The organism is Paenibacillus sp. FSL R5-0923 (assembly GCF_038009145.1).
Lineage (GTDB): Bacteria > Bacillota > Bacilli > Paenibacillales > Paenibacillaceae > Paenibacillus_AQ.
Map to the genome: position 1 here is coordinate 3756303 of NZ_JBBPAT010000001.1, position 18323 is coordinate 3774625.

Below are 18323 nucleotides of genomic sequence, written 5' to 3' on the forward strand. Positions count from 1 at the left end.
CGATGAGTACATCCGTGGATTCAAGTGTTGTAGCTCGGTGGCGCCTTATTCTTGGTCAGTCTGCAGAAGCGCAATTGACGGTTTCTAGCGGAAACGCAAGTATTCACCTGTCTGAAGATGAACTCATCATGGACCAAGCACTGGCTGCTATCTATGATGAGACGAGCGATATCGTAAATAGTGGTGCTGCTAACTCTTCGGCTACGGGACAAAGAGGAGCGGGATCAGGTAAATCTGCACCCCGGTTGGCAAAATGGTTAGGAGATGTTCGCAATTTCTTCCCAGAGGATATCGTATCGGTTATTCAACATGATGCGATGGAGCGGAAGGGCTGGAAGCAATTATTGTTTGAGCCGGAAGTTCTGGCAACAGTGAAGCCTGATATACAGCTAGTAGGTACACTACTTTCGCTAAAAGGGAAAATTCCTGAGAAGACAAAAGATACGGCTCGCCTGTTAGTGAAGGCAGTTGTGGATGATCTTGTAAAGCGTATGGAGGAAGATCTGCGTCGGGCGGTGACGGGTGCACTGAATCGCAGAGAGCATTCTCCATTACCGTCACTTAGTGGTATAGACTGGACACGGACGATAAAACGCAATCTGAAGCATTATGATGCAGAGCGACAACAGATTATCCCTGAGAGATTCTACTTTTATGATCGGGCAAGACGCAGTAAGGAATGGACAGTCATTGTGGATATCGATCAGAGTGGTTCTATGGCAGAATCAATTATTTGGGCTTCAGTAGTTGGTTCTATTTTTGCAAGCATCCCATCGCTTAGTACCCGAGTAGTTGTATTTGATACAGAGGTCGTTGATCTGACAGAGCAATGTGCGAACGATCCTGTTGACATGTTATTCGGGATTCAGTTAGGTGGCGGTACAGATATACAAAAGTCTGTTGCTTATTGCGAACAGTTTATTGATCAACCGAAGAAGACATTATTTATCGTGATTTCGGATCTTTATGAAGGTGGGAACCAGGCAGGCTTAATCCGTCGTATGCGTCATCTGAAGGAATCTGGAGTTAGAACGATGTGCTTGCTGGCTTTATCTGATGAAGGCAAACCTTTCTATGATGAGCATGTGGCGAGATCTTTGACTCGCGATGGAACACCCTGTTTTGCGTGTACACCTGCACTGCTGCCACAGTTAGTAGAAGGTGCACTAAAAGGACAGGATCTTACTGAATTAGCAAAGAAACTTGGTACAAAAGGGATTTAACAAGAGTCGTGCTATTACAAGTTTCATTAAAAGCGATATTCAGACAAGAACTGTGATTCATTACAGTTTTTGTGGCGTATATAAATATCATACCCCCCTTTATAGAATATAATTTGGCCCTGTCGCTCGTCGGCAGGGTATTTTTTTTATGAAAGTCTTTAGAAAAGCAATTATCCTGACCTATTAAAATTTTCATTTAGAGTATGCTCTGCTCTCACGCTGTGGTAAAATAGACCTGATTTTTCAAAAAAATACGCAAGTTAAGTTTTTGCTTGATAAGCCTAAATCAGTGCATAATGGGATTGACATCTAAGATGGATGTAATGTTATAGAATGTGCTATAATTTTATATTAGGTTAAAACATCAATAAGCTACATTTTAGATAGAGGACGTGAAAACAGCATGACTAAGGGGAACCATAACTCACCGGACTTAAAATCCGGCAAGGGTTCGAAAGATTATTCGAAATATTTTGATTTTAGCGATGCGAAGGTAATTAGTGAAGAAGAAGGTAAGATTACTTATCGGATTAAAGGAAGAAACGTTCAAATTAATAGCCAGCCTGATTATAAAGAAGGAAAACGGCGTGGCAAGGAAGAAATAGAAGTGCATTATGATTTCGAGATTCCTGAAGAGATGCAGAATTTCGGAGTAGACAAATATTATCATATAACGACTTATGGCTGCCAAATGAATGAGCATGACACGGAAACGATGAAGGGCCTGTTGGAACAGATGGGCTACAAAAGCGTCGATGATCGGAATCATGCGGATCTCATTCTGCTCAATACTTGTGCGATTCGCGAGAATGCCGAGGATAAGGTGTTTGGAGAGCTTGGTCACCTTAAGAACTTGAAGATTGAGAAGCCAGGTCTTTTGCTGGGCGTGTGTGGCTGCATGTCGCAGGAGGAAGGCGTAGTTAATCGAATTATGTCTAAGCATGGATTCGTGGATATGATCTTCGGTACGCATAATATTCACCGTCTGCCACACCTCATTAAAGAAGCTGTATTCAGTAAAGAGCTTGTGGTGGAGGTATGGTCTAAAGAGGGCGATATTATTGAGAACTTACCGAAAAAACGTGAAGGTATGCGGGCTTGGGTAAACATTATGTATGGCTGTGATAAGTTCTGTACGTACTGTATCGTACCTTTTACACGAGGAAAAGAACGCAGCCGCCGTCCGGAGGACGTCATTGCTGAAGTAAGAGAGCTAGCGCGTCAAGGATTCAAGGAAGTGACTTTGCTGGGGCAGAACGTAAACGCATACGGTAAGGATTTTACAGACATCGATTACACCTTTGGTGACCTAATGGATGATATGCGTTTAATTGATATCCCGCGCATCCGCTTCATGACATCGCATCCACGTGATTTTGACGATAAATTGATTGAAGTACTCGGCAAAGGCGGCAACCTGGTGGAGCATATCCATCTGCCGGTTCAATCGGGAAGTACTGCCGTACTTAAGAAAATGAGTCGTAAATATACTCGTGAAGCTTATCTGGAGTTAGTTCGTAAGATCAAGATAAGTGTGCCTAATGCGGTATTAAGTACCGATATTATCGTTGGTTTCCCTGGTGAGACGGATGAGCAATTCGAAGATACTCTTTCGCTAGTGCGCGAGGTTGGGTATGATATGGCATATACGTTCATTTATTCACCTCGTGAAGGTACCCCTGCAGCTGCTATGGAGGACAATGTACCGATGTCAGTGAAGAGCGAACGTCTGCAAAGACTCAATGATCTCATTAAAGAGAATAGCCGGATCATTAATGACCGTATGCTAGGTGAAGTCGTCGAGGTACTGGTAGAAGGCGAGAGTAAGAATAACTCGGAAGTCCTTTCTGGCCGTTCCCGTGCGAACAAGCTGGTCCATTTTGAAGGTTCGAAGGAGCTTATTGGCACATTTGTAAAAGTGAGAATTACAGATACCAAAACATGGTACATCAAAGGGGATATTGTGGCAGAAGCTGCTGCTGTTCATTAATCATCACATACGAATGGGGAGATGGCTTGTGAGTACAGAGGAACAACGTTTGAATAAATATGGAATGAAGACTTATAATACCCGTGACTTGATCGTACGCGAGGATATTATGGGTAAAGCCAAAGAACTGGCTACATTGATCTCGACAAGTGAAGAAGTAAAGCATTTTCAGCAGGCTGAGCAAAAAATCCTGAACCACGAGCGTGTACAAGGTCTGATTGCAACGATTAAGAAAAAGCAGAAGGAGATTGTCGCCTTCGAAAGCTTTAAAAATAAAGATATGGTAGCCAAGATCGAGCGTGAAATTGAAGTGTTGCAGGATGAAATTGACGGCATTCCAGTCGTGAACGAATTTCAGCAGAGCCAGAGTGACATCAATTATCTACTCCAGCTTGTCATTTCCGTGATTAGAGATACCGTTTCGGAAAAAATAAATGTGGAAGCCGGCACCGAGGCGCCTCCGACCACATGCGGATAACCCACACTCAGTTTAGGGGGCGGATGCAGATCCGCCCCTTTAAGTTTCACACTATACATAATCCTAATCTTTCTATGTCCAGTTGTTGATTTTAGAAGTTAAGGTTTGGTACATTTAAAGATACGATTTAGTAAAATTATAGCTTCGGAAAAGGATGGGGCAAATATGAGCGAAAATGGGGAACAAACCTATAACGCCAAAAAATATCGTACACCGGACGGAGTTCCGGCCGACATCGTAATGTTTACACTGACCAAACGCGAACGTAAGACGGTCACGAAGACGCTTCCCTTACGTGAGCTTAAGGTAATGTTAATTAGACGAAAGAAATGGCCATGTGCTGGAATGTGGGCTCTCCCAGGCGGATTCTGTCAGGAGGATGAGTCCATTTATGCTGCGGCTACACGTGAACTGAAAGAAGAGACTGGTGTAGATGGTGGTCATTTGGAATATCTGGGCGTTTACAGTACACCAGGTCGCGACCCTCGCGGATGGATTATCAGTCATGCTTTTTTTGCCCTTGTAGAAGAATGGATGTTGGAGCAAAGACAAGCTTCGGATGATGCTGGCGAGGTAGGTTTATTTACGTTGCAGGAAGCACTTGAAGAGCTGGAGCTCGCTTTTGACCACCATGATATCATCAAGGATGCATACTTGCGTATTCAACAACAAATGCTCCAGACTACGATCGCAAGACAGTTTTTACCTAGACATTTTACCCTTAGTGAGCTCTATCAAGTCATTCAAACGGTAGTGCCGGAATTTAAGGAACCGAATTTTATTCGTAAAATCACTTCAACACGTAGTCGTCAGGGTATATTAAAAGAAGTAAGAGATGAAGAGGGAAATGCGCTTAGTTCAAATCAATACTCCCAGCGTCCCGCTCAGCTCTATATGTTCACAGATCATGAGCCTTTGTTATCCATCTACACGTAGTGGCTTAAATCAGGAGAGGGGATTAATCTCATGAGAGCACTAATAGTGATCGACTTTACGAATGATTTTGTTAACGGAAATCTGCCGGTTGGCCAGCCAGCCGTAGATATCGAGCCTAGAATCAGCCAATTAACGTCGGAGTTTGTCCAAAGTGGCGATTATGTCGTTATGGCCGTGGATTTACATGAAGAGAATGACTCTTACCACCCGGAGAGCAAACTTTTTCCTCCTCATAATATACGCGGGAGTGAAGGACGTGAGTTGTTCGGAAGTTTGAAATCTGTGTATGAGCACAACCGCGATTCCATCTATTGGATGGACAAAACGCGTTATAGCGCTTTTAGTGGAACTGATCTGGAAATCAAGCTGCGGGAGCGTGGCGTTACTGAACTTCATTTAATTGGGGTCTGCACCGATATTTGTGTACTGCACACAGCAGTGGATGCATATAACAAAGGGTTTGCAATTATTGTGCATGAAGATGCAGTTGCCAGCTTTAATCCAAATGGACATACTTGGGCGTTAGAACATTTCCGGGGAAGTTTAGGAGCAGACGTTGTTAAGGCATAATACTAGAACAGAACATACACATATAGCAGCGTAGATATTAGGAGATGAGGACTTGAGAAGAGAACTTGCGCTACATACGGATAAATATCAGATCAATATGATGTACGCTCACTGGGTGAATGGAACTCATAAACGGAAGGCTGTATTTGAGGCTTATTTCCGTAAGCTACCTTTCGGTAACGGCTATGCTGTGTTCGCAGGGTTAGAGCGTATTGTTGGTTATATCGGCGGCTTACGGTTTACCGAAGATGATATCCGTTATTTGTCTGAGCAAGAAGAAAACTATGCTCCCGCTTTTTTGGAGGAACTGTTGCAGTTTCATTTTCAGGGAACCGTTCATTCGATGAAAGAAGGCGCTTTGATTTTTCCAGATGAGCCATTAATCCGTGTGGAAGGGACAATTATGGAGGCTCAGCTGGTGGAGACCGCCATTCTGAACTTCATGAACTACCAGACGTTGATCGCTACTAAGGCTTCACGAATTAAGCAGGTGGCTCCGAATGACATCTTGCTGGAGTTTGGTACCCGGCGTGCGCAAGAAGCCGATGCAGCGGTGTGGGGGGCTAGAGCAGCCTATATTGGCGGCTTTGATGCTACTTCAAACATGCTGGCAGGCAAAATGTTTAGTATTCCGACCAAGGGAACACATGCACATTCCTGGGTTCAGAGCTTTGGCAGCGAGCAGGAGGCTTTTGATGCCTATGCTAAGGTGATGCCGGACGAAGTTACGCTATTGGTCGACACCTTCGATACACTCCGTAGTGGGGTGCCTAATGCAATCAATACAGCCAAGAAGCTTGAGGCACAAGGTAAAAAAATGGTCGGTATCCGTTTGGATAGCGGTGACTTGGCTTATCTATCCCGTCAAGCGCGTAAGATGTTGGATGATGCTGGCCTGGATTATGTGAAGATAGTCGCTTCCAACGATTTAGATGAGAACACGATCATGGATCTGAAGCTGCAAGGCGCAGCAATTGATACTTGGGGAGTGGGTACACAACTAATCACCGCCTCTGACCAACCCTCTCTGGGTGGCGTCTATAAGCTGGTGGAAATTGAGTCCGCTACTGGAGAAATGATCCCGACGATCAAGATTTCCTCCAATCCTGAAAAAGTATCCACGCCTGGCAAGAAGGACGTATTCCGGATTATCGGTAAAAATGGCAAAGCGCTTGCGGATTATATCTGCTTTCCAGAAGAGGAAGCTCCACGTAACGGTGCGCGGTTGAAGCTGTTTAATCCGCTGCATCCATACATGCATAAGTATGTTGAGCGTTACGAGGCATTGCCTATGCTAGAACCGATATACGTTAACGGATTTCAAGTGTATACTTTGCCGGATTTGAATGAGGTTCGCCGTTATCATCGGGAGCAAAAGGACCTATTCTGGCCGGAGTATCAACGTAAGCTGAATCCCGAAGTATATCGGGTGAATTTGAGTGAAAAGGTCTGGACTAGCAAGCAGCAATTAATCGCTGAGCATATACGACCGGATATTGAATAGATTTTGCAGGATTAATTCTGTCAACAGTGTTAACGCGGGAGAGTGATATACCCGCGTTTTTTTGTTTTTTCAGAGGCTTGTAAATAAGGAGGAGAACTTAATGGAAAAGGGGAAGCTTGCTTTAGCGCCGAACAGGAACGTTAAGCCAGGCGAAATCATTACTTTCGGTAAGTATTCACAATCGAAGGATGGTAAAGAGCTGCCGATTGAATGGCGTGTTCTCCATAATTCAGATAGCGAACTGTTCGTTTTGAGCGAGTACATTTTGGAATGTAAGAGGTATCACGGCAAGAGCGCAGATATTAAATGGCGTGATTGCGTGGATATTACGTGGCACGACTGTGATTTGCGTGAGTGGCTGAACGATGAATTCTATAACAGCGCATTCAATGCTGCCGAGAAGGAATTAATAAAGACGACCCGTTGCTCAGATAACGGAGAGGGTACCCCAGATACAGAGGACAACGTTTTTTTGCTTAGCGTTGATGAGATAAAGGCATTCTCAGAGATACACGGAAAAGAACTACGGCGTGCAGTTGGCACGGAATTTGCTAAAATGAAAAAGCACGATGGATGCAGCTTATACGTATATGATAAAACGGATAAAGATAACTATATAATCAAAGACGGCGAAGAGGTTGGCTGCTCTTGGTGGTGGCTGCGAACACAGGGAAACAAACCTTCGCGTGCGTTTTTTGTCGGACCGAGTTACAGTATTCGCAGCTATGCGAATGTCAGTGTAGCCCGTGACGGCGTCCGTCCCGCTATGGTAATTAATCTTCCACGATAAAGACAATCGGTTTAGAGTGGCAATAATTAAAAAGAGGCGTGTCCCTCTCTTCGCTAGTGTGAAGAACAAGGGATACACCTCTTTTTGATACATCAGCCAAGCTAAATACTTCAGTTTTTCTTCTTAAATTTCACGAAGGACCAGATCGTAAGCATCAACAGAACTGCTAGGCATGTTCCTATACTGATACGGTTCTGAACATCGAAGAGAAAAGAAACCGCGATAACAGTTAAACAAACCAGTGTAACAACGGTTATATAAGGGAATCCCCATACCTTAAAGGTTGGTTCTTTCGGATAAGATTTTCTCAGTTTAAGTTGTGACATACAAATGCTGATCCATACGAGAATAACCACAAAGCCTGGAACAGCCATTAGCAAACGGAACAATCCATCCTGGGCGAAGTACGCTAACAAGGAACCAATAACAAGAACAACGGCACAGAGCTTCAGACTGTTGATGGGTACACCTTTTGCAGAGGTTTTTGCCAAGCTGCGTGGTGCTTCGCCCTGTGACGCCATAGAATGCAGCATCCGAGTGGCGCCATAAATACCAGAATTGGCCGCAGAGAGCACCGCTGTAATCAGAATAAAGTTCATGATGTGATCGGCACCCTTAAGTCCTGTTGCGGCTAATACCTGAACAAACGGGCTTGTATGCTCATTCAGTTGATTCCATGGTATTAATCCACAGATGATTAGGATCGGCAAGGTATAGAACAGAATAACGCGCAGAATGAAGCTTTTGACAACCTTAGGTAAGACCTTTTCTGCATCCTGTGTCTCCGTCAAGGTAAGTCCAATCAACTCTGACCCACCGTAGGAGAACATAACGACAAGAAGGGCAGAGAAGATGGGGGTCCAGCCTCGTGGGAGAAATCCACCATAGTCTGTAAAGTTGTGTAAGTAAGGCGTAGCTTCAGTCATTGGCAACAGCCCGAAAATTAATGAGCTTCCTAAGATAATGAAGATGATGATCATAGCAATTTTGATACCTGCTAACCAAAACTCCGTTTCTCCATAACCACCTACACTCATCATGTTGATGCCGATAATTAAAGCGCCACTTGCAAGACTGAGCAGCCATAAAGGAACATCCGGTAACCAGTATTGCAAGAAGCTGCCTGCTGCCAGCACTTCAATCACACAAACGGTCAACCACATGAAGCAATATAACCAGCCCACGATAAAGGAGAGTCGTTCTCCAAAAGCCTCACGTATGAAGTCCTTCATATTCCTATTCGGGTACACCGTAGCCATTTCGGCTATTGCCCCCATGACCACTAAGAGTAGCAGGCCTGCTAATACATAAGTAAGAATAACCGCAGGTCCGGCAATACTTATGGTCTCAGAACTTCCTTTAAAAATCCCCGTACCGATTACTCCGCCCATCGCCATAAAGCTGATATGCCGAGGAAGCAATTTCTTCTGTAATGATGCTTCGTTTGACTTCACAATTAATGCCTCCTAAGCTGTCTTCGAAAAATTACACCAAGCATCAGTTTATCCTGAAACGGACTAGTTGAAAAGTAAAAATAACACACATTTTTATGAAGAGGCGCGACTTTTCACTGGAGTGTGATATTTATCATGCAGAATGTGATGAATTTAACATCTTAATTTTTAATTTTATTGCTAAATAAAAGTAGCTAAATAAGCTTAGGTAACACATGGAAAATGCAAGATTTGTCACTTCGCGACTTGCAAAATCAAGATACAATCGTTGAAAAAGTCAAAAGGATATTATACTGATGACATTCTGAAAGGGGCTATGTCGGTGGTACAGTTACCAAAAGTGAACGAACTCGGATTTTTTGAGATTCGTCTGGAATCAATTGGAGGGCTAGGCGCGAACTTAGCTGGTAAAATGCTTGCAGAAGCAGGCGTTGTCGGTGCTGGAATGAATGGAGTGAGCTTTTCATCCTATGGTTCTGAGAAAAAGGGATCAGCGGTAAAGGCACATATCCGTTTTTGTGATTTGAACACACATATTCGTGACACTTCACCGGTAGAACGACCTCACGTCGTAGGCATATTCCATGAAGCGTTGGCAAAGACCGTCAACGTGACTAGCGGAATTTATGATCATAGCACGGTGCTAGTGAACTCGGCTAAGTCGCCAGAAGAATTGAAGTCCTCCCTGAACATGATGGCAGGAACTATAGCTGTCGTTGATGCTACATCGATCGCATTAGATGAGAAGAACCGCGTAAACATGGCAATGTTAGGTGCGTTGTTCCGGATGTGTGATTTCTTGGATCCTGAAATTATGAAGGGGGTTATCGAGAAATCACTTGGCAAAAAATATCCGCAGGCTGTTCAATCCGCACTAACTACTTTCGAACGTGGATTTAATGAAGTTACTTTCATGCATTTCCCTTTGCCTGAAGGTGCGATTATGCCTGAGTTCGTTCGGTCCGATATTTCGGCCTTAGGTTATGAAACTCAGCCTATTGGTGGTACCATTACGAATCCTGGCAGCAGCTTTTTAAAGAATCTTAGCATTTCAAGATCCGGTTTATTGCCTCATTTTAAATTAGAGGATTGTATTCATTGTGCGCAGTGCGATACAGTATGTCCTGATTTATGTTTTGTTTGGGATGAGCAGCCTGATAAGAAGGGACGTCCGCAAATGTTCCTGCAAGGCATCGATTATCAATACTGCAAAGGCTGTTTAAAATGCGTAGAAGCTTGTCCTACAACGGCTTTGTCTGGCGAACGCGAGGAAGATGGCTACGCTGAGAGCCATACGGTCCGGCATATTTTTGATCTTGTTACTGAGGCTTAATTAACGGAGGAAAGGTGGAACACACGTGGCTATTGATTATGAAAAAGAAGTAAGCTCTACGAAGGTTGAGCAGAAATTCCTATATGAATCCGGCAATGAAATGGCGGCTTATGCAGCCCATCAGATAAATTATCATGTCATGGGTTATTTTCCGATCTCCCCATCGACAGAAGTCGCTCAATTTCTAGATACCATGAAAGCGAACGGTCAGCATGATATTATGCTTATTCCATCAGATGGCGAACACAGTTCTGCAGGAATCTGTTATGGGGCTTCGACGGCTGGTGGACGTGTATTTAATGCTACCAGTGCTCAAGGTTATATGTTCATGCTAGAGCAATTGCCGGTACAAGCTGGTACACGGATGCCTATGGTAATGAATTTGATCTGCCGCTCGATATCCGGTCCGCTTAATATTCATGGTGACCATTCTGATTTGTATTTTGCGCTAAATACGGGCTGGCCGATTCTGATGTGCCGTGATCCACAATCCGTTTATGATATGAATCTGATGGCACTTAAGCTTGCTGAGCACGCCAAAGTGCGTCTTCCAGTAATGGTAGCATCAGATGGGTATTTTACTTCTCACCAGAAACGTCGAGTACAGGCATTTACTCACCGTGAGGATGTTCATAAATTCGTTGGCCCACAACCACCGGTAGGCTTCACAGATACACTAGACCGCAATAATCCAGTTACCGTAGGTCCTTACATGAACGAACCTGATTATATCAACAACCGTTATCAGCAGTCGGTAGCGATGTATAATGCGGGTGAAGTCTTCGAAGAAATTGCTAAGGAATTCGCTGAATTGACTGGACGCCACTATCCAATGATCGAAGAGTATCGGATGGAAGATGCGGAAGTAGCCGTATTCTTGATGAACTCTGCCTCAGAGATTATTAAAGATGTTGTGGATCAGCTTCGTTTGCAAGGGATCAAAGCAGGTGCAATTTCGCCGAATATGATTCGTCCTTTCCCGCAGAAGCAAATGGCTGAAGCGCTGAAAAATGTTAAGGCAATCACCGTAGGCGACCGTGCGGATTCGGTTGGTGGTCACGGCGGTAATATGGTAAATGAGATCAAGGCAGCCTTGTTCACCTATGGTAACACTACTACAAAGGTAATTAGCCGTATTTACGGGTTGGGCGGTAAGGACTTCTACGCAGAAGATGGTCATGCATTCTTCCAATTAGCATTGGATGCCGTTGCTGCAGACCGTGTTGAAGTTCCATTTGACTACTATGGTCACAATCCAGGTGCACCGGACAAAGCGCCACAGCGTCTATTGAAGCCGATGGACTTTGATTCGCTGAAGACAGGATTAATTACGGTTAAACAGGATGAAGCAACAGGGAAATTAAGTGTGCGGATACCCCCACTGCGCAGCTTGACGAAGAAACCTAAACGGCTTGCACCAGGTCATGGCGCTTGTCCAGGCTGTGGGATTTTCTCAGGACTGGAGACGTTCTTCAAAGGCATCGAAGGGGATATCGTAGCGCTTTATCACACGGGTTGTGCGATGGTAACAACTACGGGTTATCCATATTCTTCTCATAAATCTACGTTTATTCATAACCTGTTCCAAAATGGTGCAGCTACCTTATCCGGTGTCGTAGAAATGTTCTGGGAACGCAAACGCCGTGGTGAATTGGACGGACTTGGGCTTCAAGACGACTTCACATTTGTAATGGTAACTGGTGATGGCGGTATGGACATCGGAATGGGACCTGCGATTGGGGCTGCACTACGCGGTCACAAAATGATTATCGTAGAGTACGATAACGAAGGTTACATGAACACAGGTGCACAGCAGTCCTATTCCACACCACTGGGTCATCGTACATCTACATCCAGCATTGGTAAGAATCAGCAAGGTAAAGTTACACAGCATAAGGATACTGCGCAAATCATGGCAGCTACTAACATTCCATATGTCTTCACAGGTTCCGAAGCTTACCCGCAGGATCTTGTGAAGAAAGCGGCAAAAGCACAATGGTACGCTCAGAACGAAGGACTTGTGTACGGTAAAATCCTGATCGCATGCCCACTGAACTGGATGTCTGAGGATAAAGAGGGTACCAACATCGTTTCGCTGGCTGTTGAATCTTGCTTCTTCCCTCTATATGAAGTGGAGCACGGTTCTACGAATATTACGTACAATCCAGAGGATAAGGGCAAACGCGTTGAGCTCTCCGCTTGGTTGAAGACAATGGGCAAAACCCGTCATTTACTGAAGCCTGAGAATGAGCCAGCTTTACGCAGCTTCGAGGCAGAAGTGGAGCGTCGCTGGAATCGTCTGAAAGCGAAACATGAGCATCCTGATTTGTAAAATATAAATGATAAAACACCCGGCAGATTCGTCTGTCGGGTGTTTTGTATATAATGAAAGAAGGGAGGACTGATACTATTGAGCTGGATTTTATGGATCTGTTTTTTTGTTTCATTACTGTTGTCTTATTTGGATTACTGATTCCTGTGGGTTTTATCATGGGCTTGATTTATATGAATAAAAAGAAAAAGTTTCTTTACGCAAAGGCGCTAATGTTTGGGTTGATTACCGTCTTCGTCATTTTCTATACCCCTAAGATTAGTTTTCAACAAATCAAAGCGCTTTCGGAGAGTAACAAATATACGGAGCAATTTAATCAGGTTAAAGCCGTTTCTAATTTTAAAATTGAATCAGATGTTAACAATGTACTTCAGAAGGCAGCAAATCATTTAAAAGATAAAAATCCAAACTCAGAAATACCTGTAGACGATCCTCATGTAGTCTTCAGTATATGGGTTCTCCAACACAGAAATGTAGCTCTTCAAGATTTAGATTGGTTATGGTACAAGGCGCCGTTAGAATTACATTATTATTGGCAAATTAATCGTCCCGATCCATTGGTTACTCTTGAATATGTTGTATTTAATGAGGTTGGGTACATGGGTGTTTTTGAAAGAGAGCATGAAAAAGAACCCTATCATCTCCGAACGATCTATGAGTTTGACCGCCTTAAAACATGGACTCCGATGATTCCCTGATTCTGAGTTTAACAAAGATAAATCGTGAGCACCGACTCACAACCTAGAATGGAATTTATTTCTCATAGTCATACAAACCTTTCGCTAGACAAAAGAAAACTGCAAATGTGCATCTTTTTGCGCAGATTTCTTCTTTTATTAGGTGGAAACCTGCGAATATACAGGAATATCCGTACTTATGACACGAAGACTTATTCTTAAGCAATAATTACTGTGAATTTGCAGGAATCTATACTTTAGTCCGCCACGTATCATTTAAAGATGTACTTTTGCAGGTTTATTCGACATTTCGGCATTTACAGTGAGCGATTAGTCGACCCAGCGGTGGATTTGATTAACTGCGCTTATAAGCCGCTTAACAACGGTCTCTCGATTTGCCATAAGGACTCAATGAAAACGGACAGGATCTTCGTACACATAAAGATGCCATCATCTCTGTTAATTTTTCCTCTCCAGCGCTCAGAACTTCATCTGAGGTAGGGAACGTCAACAATGTTTTCAAAGATACAACAGAATGTAAACCCCCAAATAGACCCTTATATTCAGGAAATACCTGATCTAAAACAGCTTGGAATTGCAGCTTAACTCCATATGGATGTTATAAAAAAGACATTCACAACACCTCTGAAAATGGGTAAGATGCAGTCAAGGAAATATTCGTTCATGTGGTGTTGAGGGATTTTAATTTGCATTTCATCCAAAAGCTATCTATACAAAGTCAAAAGGTTGTATCATGTTTATATGGAGTTTTAGAATAAAGGTATAGAAAATGAGAGGTGTATTATTTTTGTATAGAGTGGCTATTTGCGATGATGAGGAAAAACAAAGAGAGCTTGTCAAAAGTATCCTGATTACTTTGTCGATAAAGACTAATATAGATTTTGAAATTGAATTATTCGGCTCGGGAGAGCAATTGGTATCCCATTATGAGCGCTTTGAAACTCCATTCCATATTTTAATTTTGGATATTGAAATGGGGGGGATAAACGGAATTCAAACAGCCCGAAAAATAAGAGAGTTAAATAACCTAGATGAACAAATTATTTTTCTGACAAGCTATCCTGAATATATGGTGGAAAGTTTTGATGTCATGACATTTCAGTATTTGATAAAACCCATTGCTCCTTCGATCTTGGAGGAGAAAATGATCAAGATATGCCAATACTTTCAAGCACTTGATAAAAAGTTTATGGTTATCAAGTCAACCTATGAAGAAATCGTTTTAAAATATGATGACCTCATTAGTATTCAAGCTGCCAAAAGCTTAACTATAAAAAGCAAACTACATTTTACGACCACTAATCAAACCTATGAAAGCAAAGGCATCATTTCAGATTATGCTTTGGCCTTAAAAGACTGTAACTTCTTGCAAATCCATCGTTCTATTATTATTAATCTGCTTCATGTGAAGAAATTTTCTAGCGGAGTTGTTCTAATGTCCAATGGGTTGGAATTACCCATAGGTCGTTCTAAAATTAATGAGGTTAAAGATACTTACACCAAATTTATGATTATGAAGGTCGATTGATATGATTCAAAATAATTTTCCTATTGTCTTTAGCATTGTACTTGTGATGGGTGTTCAAATTAATTTTTTCTTCAACTCGGTGTTTGATAAATCAGCTAAAAAACATAACCGATTTATTTATTTCATTATGTTTGGGTTGCTTGATTACATGTATCTGGTTATTCCCATCTCTCCTATTTTATCTTTGATTCTACCTTTGCTCATGATATTTAGTTTTGCACAATCTTATCAAGTAAAAATTAAAGACAAGATCATTTTTTCTATGTTTTACGGTGTTTTAATATCTCTCGTTAATTTTATATCCCTTTATATTTTTTATACCCTATATTCAATTGAGTTTAGCTTTGACCCTGTAAATGAATATGATCAAATAGCCTACACAAAAGCTATTTTACTCAGTTGCATGATCATGTTTGCTATCATTCAGATCATACGTCTACTTGCAAAACGTAGAAGTTACTCTTTGGATTATCGTTACTACATATTTTTTTCAGTTATTCCTATCGTAAGTATAAACCAACTGAATATTCTAACTTATAAGGACGCCTATTCTTTCATATCCGTCATTGTATTACTATTCTTAAACGTTATGATTTTCTATGTTTTTGATAATATCATTGATAAATTTCAATTCATGCATGAGAATGCTCAGCTGCAACAGCAGATGGACCATCAGGATGCGAATTACGAAAAAGTCGTTCACAGCTTTAAATCCATTAAAAGAATCATTCATGATACGAATCAACAGTTTTTGTATATTGAAGAGTGTATTGAGCGAAATGAGTTAGCAGCAGCAAGGGAACATATTAAGACTACATTAAATAAAGCTGAAGGGGCTTATCAACGGGTAAACACAGGGAATCTAGTTATAGATGCCCTTGTCACAAATACACTTAATATTGGACAAGCCAATGGCATAAGAATAGATACAAAGCTTAGCTTATGTTCACAAAAAGTCCATATTGACCGTTATGACTTATGTGTTGTCATTGGAAATATGCTAGATAACGCAATAGAGGCTTCTAAAAAGTTGAAGATCGCAGAAGATAGGTACATTCTTATAAAAATACATTCTACCGAGTCTACCCTTCTCATTCACATCATGAATCATATGGAGAATGAAGTTACCCACTTAAACAGCCAAAAATCAAACCCGGAATTTCATGGTATCGGATTAACGAACATAGCTAGAATCTGCGACAAGTACGGTGGTCATATGACCATTGAAACGAAACATAAAGTATTTAATAATATGGCACTAATACCATTATATACCAACAATCCCTAAACAACCTGTTGTTTAGGGATTGTTTTTTGCGTTTCAGGGCGATTTTCATTCTAACGGCGTTCTTCCTTGTATGATGATTTCAGTAAGTCACATCTAGAAGGAATACGAGGAGGGATTAATAATGAAGAAGATGGTTTCCGTAGTAATGACTGCAATACTTTTTGCAATACCAGTCACCCCTGCTTTTGCTCTAACGAATAATGATACTGTAAAAGAAAAGGCACAGGAGCTGGCTGCGAAGATTGTGTCCGATTATGGTGCAAGTGGATTACAGTATGCAATTATGGATCATGGATCCATTGTTTTATCGGATAGCGCTGGTGTCTACGATAAAGCGACCAAGAGTCCGATAACCAAAGAGACGATGTTTGGAATAGGCTCAGTAAGTAAAACGTATGTGTCTGCTGCAACGATGATGCTAGCTGATTTTAATCAAATTGATATTGATCAACCACTAACCACGTACATTAAGGACTTTAAAATGGCAGATGAACGATATAAAGAGATTACGCCACGCATGTTGATGAATCATTCTTCAGGAATTTACGGTAGTCACTATGGGAATAGTTTTTTGTTTGATGATAATGATACGAAAAATCATGATGAATTATTGGTCAAATTACAATCAGATAACTTAAAGTCAAACCCCGGCGAATTTTCGGTATATTGTAATGATGGTTTTCAACTGCTTGAAATCTTGGTTGAAAGAGTGAGCGGTTTAAGTTACAGCGAATTTCTTGAAACCCATATTAGCAAGCCTCTTCAATTAACCTCTACCCAAACACCACGTGATTCGTTTGATAGAGACAGACTCACAAAAACTTATTTTCCCGGGATCGATCAAGCTTTACCCACCGAGAATGCCAATCTCATTGGGACAGGAGGCATCTACTCCACGGCCGAAGAAGTAAGTAAGTTTGCTGAAGTATTAATCGGGAATCGAACGGATATTTTATCTGAGAAGTCAGCAATGGCTATGCAAAGTCATGAGTATAGAAAGGGAGTTTGGGTTTCTGAAGAGACAAACACCATTAATTATGGCCTGGGTTGGGATGCCGTCCGTTTAGCACCATTTAGTGATTACGGAATAACCGCATTATTCAAAGGTGGAGATACGTATATGTATCACGCTGCTTTGACTACCCTACCCGAACATGACATTTCTATAGCTGTACTTTCATCGGGAGGTAGTGGTATTTACAATAGTATATTTGCATCTAATATTTTATTAGAATATATAAGCGCCAAAGGCATCATTAAAGAAATCCTACCTAAAAAAACATTTGAACCTCCATTGAAAGTGGAAATGCCATCCGATTTGCTTGCTTACTCTGGATTATACGGTACCGTAGGTAAAACGGTAAATCTGGAGATAAAGAACGGAGAGATTGATTTACCCGATCTAGGATTTGGATCGATACCGCCTCAAAAATATGTATATACGGGCAAAGGACAATTTAAAAACAACGATGGGAATGCAACCATAAGCTTTGACCACCAGAAGAATGGAACAACCTATTTAAAACTTAACGCTTATACGGATACTCCAGGATTAGGTCAAACAGTTGCGGTAACCTACGAATATCAAAAATTAGATTCCAATCCTCTAAGTCAGTCAACTAAAACGATATGGGAACATAGAAATGGAAAAAACTACTACTCTTTGGATGAAAAGATAACTTCAATGTTGTACTTGAGCAAATCGCTTTTGGCAAAAAATATATCCGTTGATATCAACCATGGATACGCAACCGGCACTAAAATTGTTGACGAGAACAAAGCAGTAAATGTAATTGAGATTCCTACTTTGAACGGAAGAGATGCTTTCGATTTGAATTTCTATAATGAGAACCATAAAGAGTATTTAAAGATCGACGGACAATCCTATATTAGTGAAGATGCTATTCAACCCATTTATGAAGGGAACGACTCGTTTTGCATCATACCATCGGGTGTTCAGGCTGTATGGTATAGAATTGATGATCAATCAGCCAATCGAGTCATGAACGTTGAAACTCCAGTGAGTGGAGGATTTGCCGTTTATGACGCAGATGGAATCGTTGTGAACTTTTCAAAGGCAACGAGCAATCATTCGGTAGTTCTACCTGAAGGTGGGATGATCGTTTTTGGTGGTAATGAGGGCGATAAATTTAAAATTAATTTGATGAATAAATAGACGACTCAACTTTGTAAAACAAC

14 protein-coding genes are annotated in these 18323 nt (G+C 41.7%); 13 read left to right on the forward strand and 1 reads right to left on the reverse strand.

The features are described 5' to 3' along the window. Positions 1 to 2 precede the first annotated feature (2 nt). The 7 genes from MKX35_RS16765 to MKX35_RS16795 all read left to right on the forward strand — a co-directional run bounded on the left by MKX35_RS16765 (position 3) and on the right by MKX35_RS16795 (position 7491). Complete coding sequence (locus MKX35_RS16765) at positions 3 to 1223, forward strand: VWA domain-containing protein (RefSeq protein WP_076298826.1); 1221 nt, start codon at positions 3 to 5, stop codon at positions 1221 to 1223. Between the two features lie 403 nt (positions 1224 to 1626). Continuing rightward, complete coding sequence (gene miaB, locus MKX35_RS16770; RefSeq protein ID WP_042188958.1) at positions 1627 to 3213, forward strand: tRNA (N6-isopentenyl adenosine(37)-C2)-methylthiotransferase MiaB; 1587 nt, start codon at positions 1627 to 1629, stop codon at positions 3211 to 3213. 13 nt (positions 3214 to 3226) lie between these two features. Further along, positions 3227 to 3691 (forward strand): RicAFT regulatory complex protein RicA family protein, encoded by a 465-nt coding sequence (locus MKX35_RS16775; protein ID WP_445667671.1) that lies wholly within the window; start codon positions 3227 to 3229, stop codon positions 3689 to 3691. A 165-nt stretch (positions 3692 to 3856) separates the two neighbouring features. Next, positions 3857 to 4627, forward strand: a complete 771-nt coding sequence (locus tag MKX35_RS16780; RefSeq protein ID WP_042128449.1) for an NUDIX domain-containing protein — start codon at positions 3857 to 3859, stop codon at positions 4625 to 4627. A gap of 30 nt (positions 4628 to 4657) precedes the next feature. Then, positions 4658 to 5197, forward strand: a complete 540-nt coding sequence (locus tag MKX35_RS16785; protein ID WP_076298827.1) for a cysteine hydrolase family protein — start codon at positions 4658 to 4660, stop codon at positions 5195 to 5197. A 52-nt stretch (positions 5198 to 5249) separates the two neighbouring features. Next, a complete protein-coding gene (locus MKX35_RS16790; protein ID WP_076283476.1) occupies positions 5250 to 6701 on the forward strand; it encodes a nicotinate phosphoribosyltransferase in 1452 nt (483 codons plus the stop codon). Positions 6702 to 6801: 100 nt separating this feature from the next. Continuing rightward, positions 6802 to 7491 carry a DUF6273 domain-containing protein gene (locus MKX35_RS16795; RefSeq protein WP_076298828.1) on the forward strand — a complete coding sequence of 230 codons (690 nt, stop codon included), beginning with the start codon at positions 6802 to 6804 and terminating at the stop codon, positions 7489 to 7491. A 110-nt stretch (positions 7492 to 7601) separates the two neighbouring features. Here MKX35_RS16795 and MKX35_RS16800 read toward each other — a convergent pair whose 3' ends face one another. After that, positions 7602 to 8945: an amino acid permease gene (locus tag MKX35_RS16800; RefSeq protein WP_076298829.1), complete on the reverse strand. Its 1344-nt coding sequence runs from the start codon at positions 8943 to 8945 to the stop codon at positions 7602 to 7604. 322 nt (positions 8946 to 9267) lie between these two features. Between MKX35_RS16800 and MKX35_RS16805 the strand changes: the two genes are divergently transcribed. The 6 genes from MKX35_RS16805 to MKX35_RS16830 all read left to right on the forward strand — a co-directional run bounded on the left by MKX35_RS16805 (position 9268) and on the right by MKX35_RS16830 (position 18300). Beyond that, the gene (locus MKX35_RS16805; protein WP_076283479.1) at positions 9268 to 10278 is read left to right on the forward strand and encodes a 2-oxoacid:acceptor oxidoreductase family protein; all 1011 of its coding nucleotides are present in this window, start codon (positions 9268 to 9270) and stop codon (positions 10276 to 10278) included. Between the two features lie 25 nt (positions 10279 to 10303). Next, positions 10304 to 12610 carry a thiamine pyrophosphate-dependent enzyme gene (locus MKX35_RS16810; protein ID WP_076298830.1) on the forward strand — a complete coding sequence of 769 codons (2307 nt, stop codon included), beginning with the start codon at positions 10304 to 10306 and terminating at the stop codon, positions 12608 to 12610. 53 nt (positions 12611 to 12663) lie between these two features. Further along, the gene (locus MKX35_RS16815) at positions 12664 to 13308 is read left to right on the forward strand and encodes a hypothetical protein (RefSeq protein WP_076298831.1); all 645 of its coding nucleotides are present in this window, start codon (positions 12664 to 12666) and stop codon (positions 13306 to 13308) included. 787 nt (positions 13309 to 14095) lie between these two features. Beyond that, a complete protein-coding gene (locus MKX35_RS16820) occupies positions 14096 to 14836 on the forward strand; it encodes a LytR/AlgR family response regulator transcription factor (protein ID WP_076283482.1) in 741 nt (246 codons plus the stop codon). Between the two features lies 1 nt (position 14837). After that, positions 14838 to 16124 (forward strand): sensor histidine kinase, encoded by a 1287-nt coding sequence (locus MKX35_RS16825; RefSeq protein ID WP_076298832.1) that lies wholly within the window; start codon positions 14838 to 14840, stop codon positions 16122 to 16124. Positions 16125 to 16245: 121 nt separating this feature from the next. Further along, on the forward strand, positions 16246 to 18300 hold the full coding sequence (locus MKX35_RS16830) for a serine hydrolase domain-containing protein (RefSeq protein WP_076298833.1): 2055 nt from the start codon (positions 16246 to 16248) through the stop codon (positions 18298 to 18300). The last annotated feature ends 23 nt before the right edge of the window (positions 18301 to 18323 follow it).

What these genes read in the sequence shown, in the direction of transcription:
- MKX35_RS16825 (WP_076298832.1), top strand. Translation starts at nt 14,838, where the DNA reads ATGATTCAAAATAATTTTCCTATTGTCTTTAGCATTGTACTTGTGATG.
- MKX35_RS16780 (WP_042128449.1), top strand. Translation starts at nt 3,857, where the DNA reads ATGAGCGAAAATGGGGAACAAACCTATAACGCCAAAAAATATCGTACA.
- MKX35_RS16785 (WP_076298827.1), top strand. Translation starts at nt 4,658, where the DNA reads ATGAGAGCACTAATAGTGATCGACTTTACGAATGATTTTGTTAACGGA.
- MKX35_RS16765 (WP_076298826.1), top strand. Translation starts at nt 3, where the DNA reads ATGAGTACATCCGTGGATTCAAGTGTTGTAGCTCGGTGGCGCCTTATT.
- MKX35_RS16775 (WP_445667671.1), top strand. Translation starts at nt 3,227, where the DNA reads ATGGGGAGATGGCTTGTGAGTACAGAGGAACAACGTTTGAATAAATAT.
- miaB (WP_042188958.1), top strand. Translation starts at nt 1,627, where the DNA reads ATGACTAAGGGGAACCATAACTCACCGGACTTAAAATCCGGCAAGGGT.
- MKX35_RS16830 (WP_076298833.1), top strand. Translation starts at nt 16,246, where the DNA reads ATGAAGAAGATGGTTTCCGTAGTAATGACTGCAATACTTTTTGCAATA.
- MKX35_RS16795 (WP_076298828.1), top strand. Translation starts at nt 6,802, where the DNA reads ATGGAAAAGGGGAAGCTTGCTTTAGCGCCGAACAGGAACGTTAAGCCA.
- MKX35_RS16815 (WP_076298831.1), top strand. Translation starts at nt 12,664, where the DNA reads ATGAAAGAAGGGAGGACTGATACTATTGAGCTGGATTTTATGGATCTG.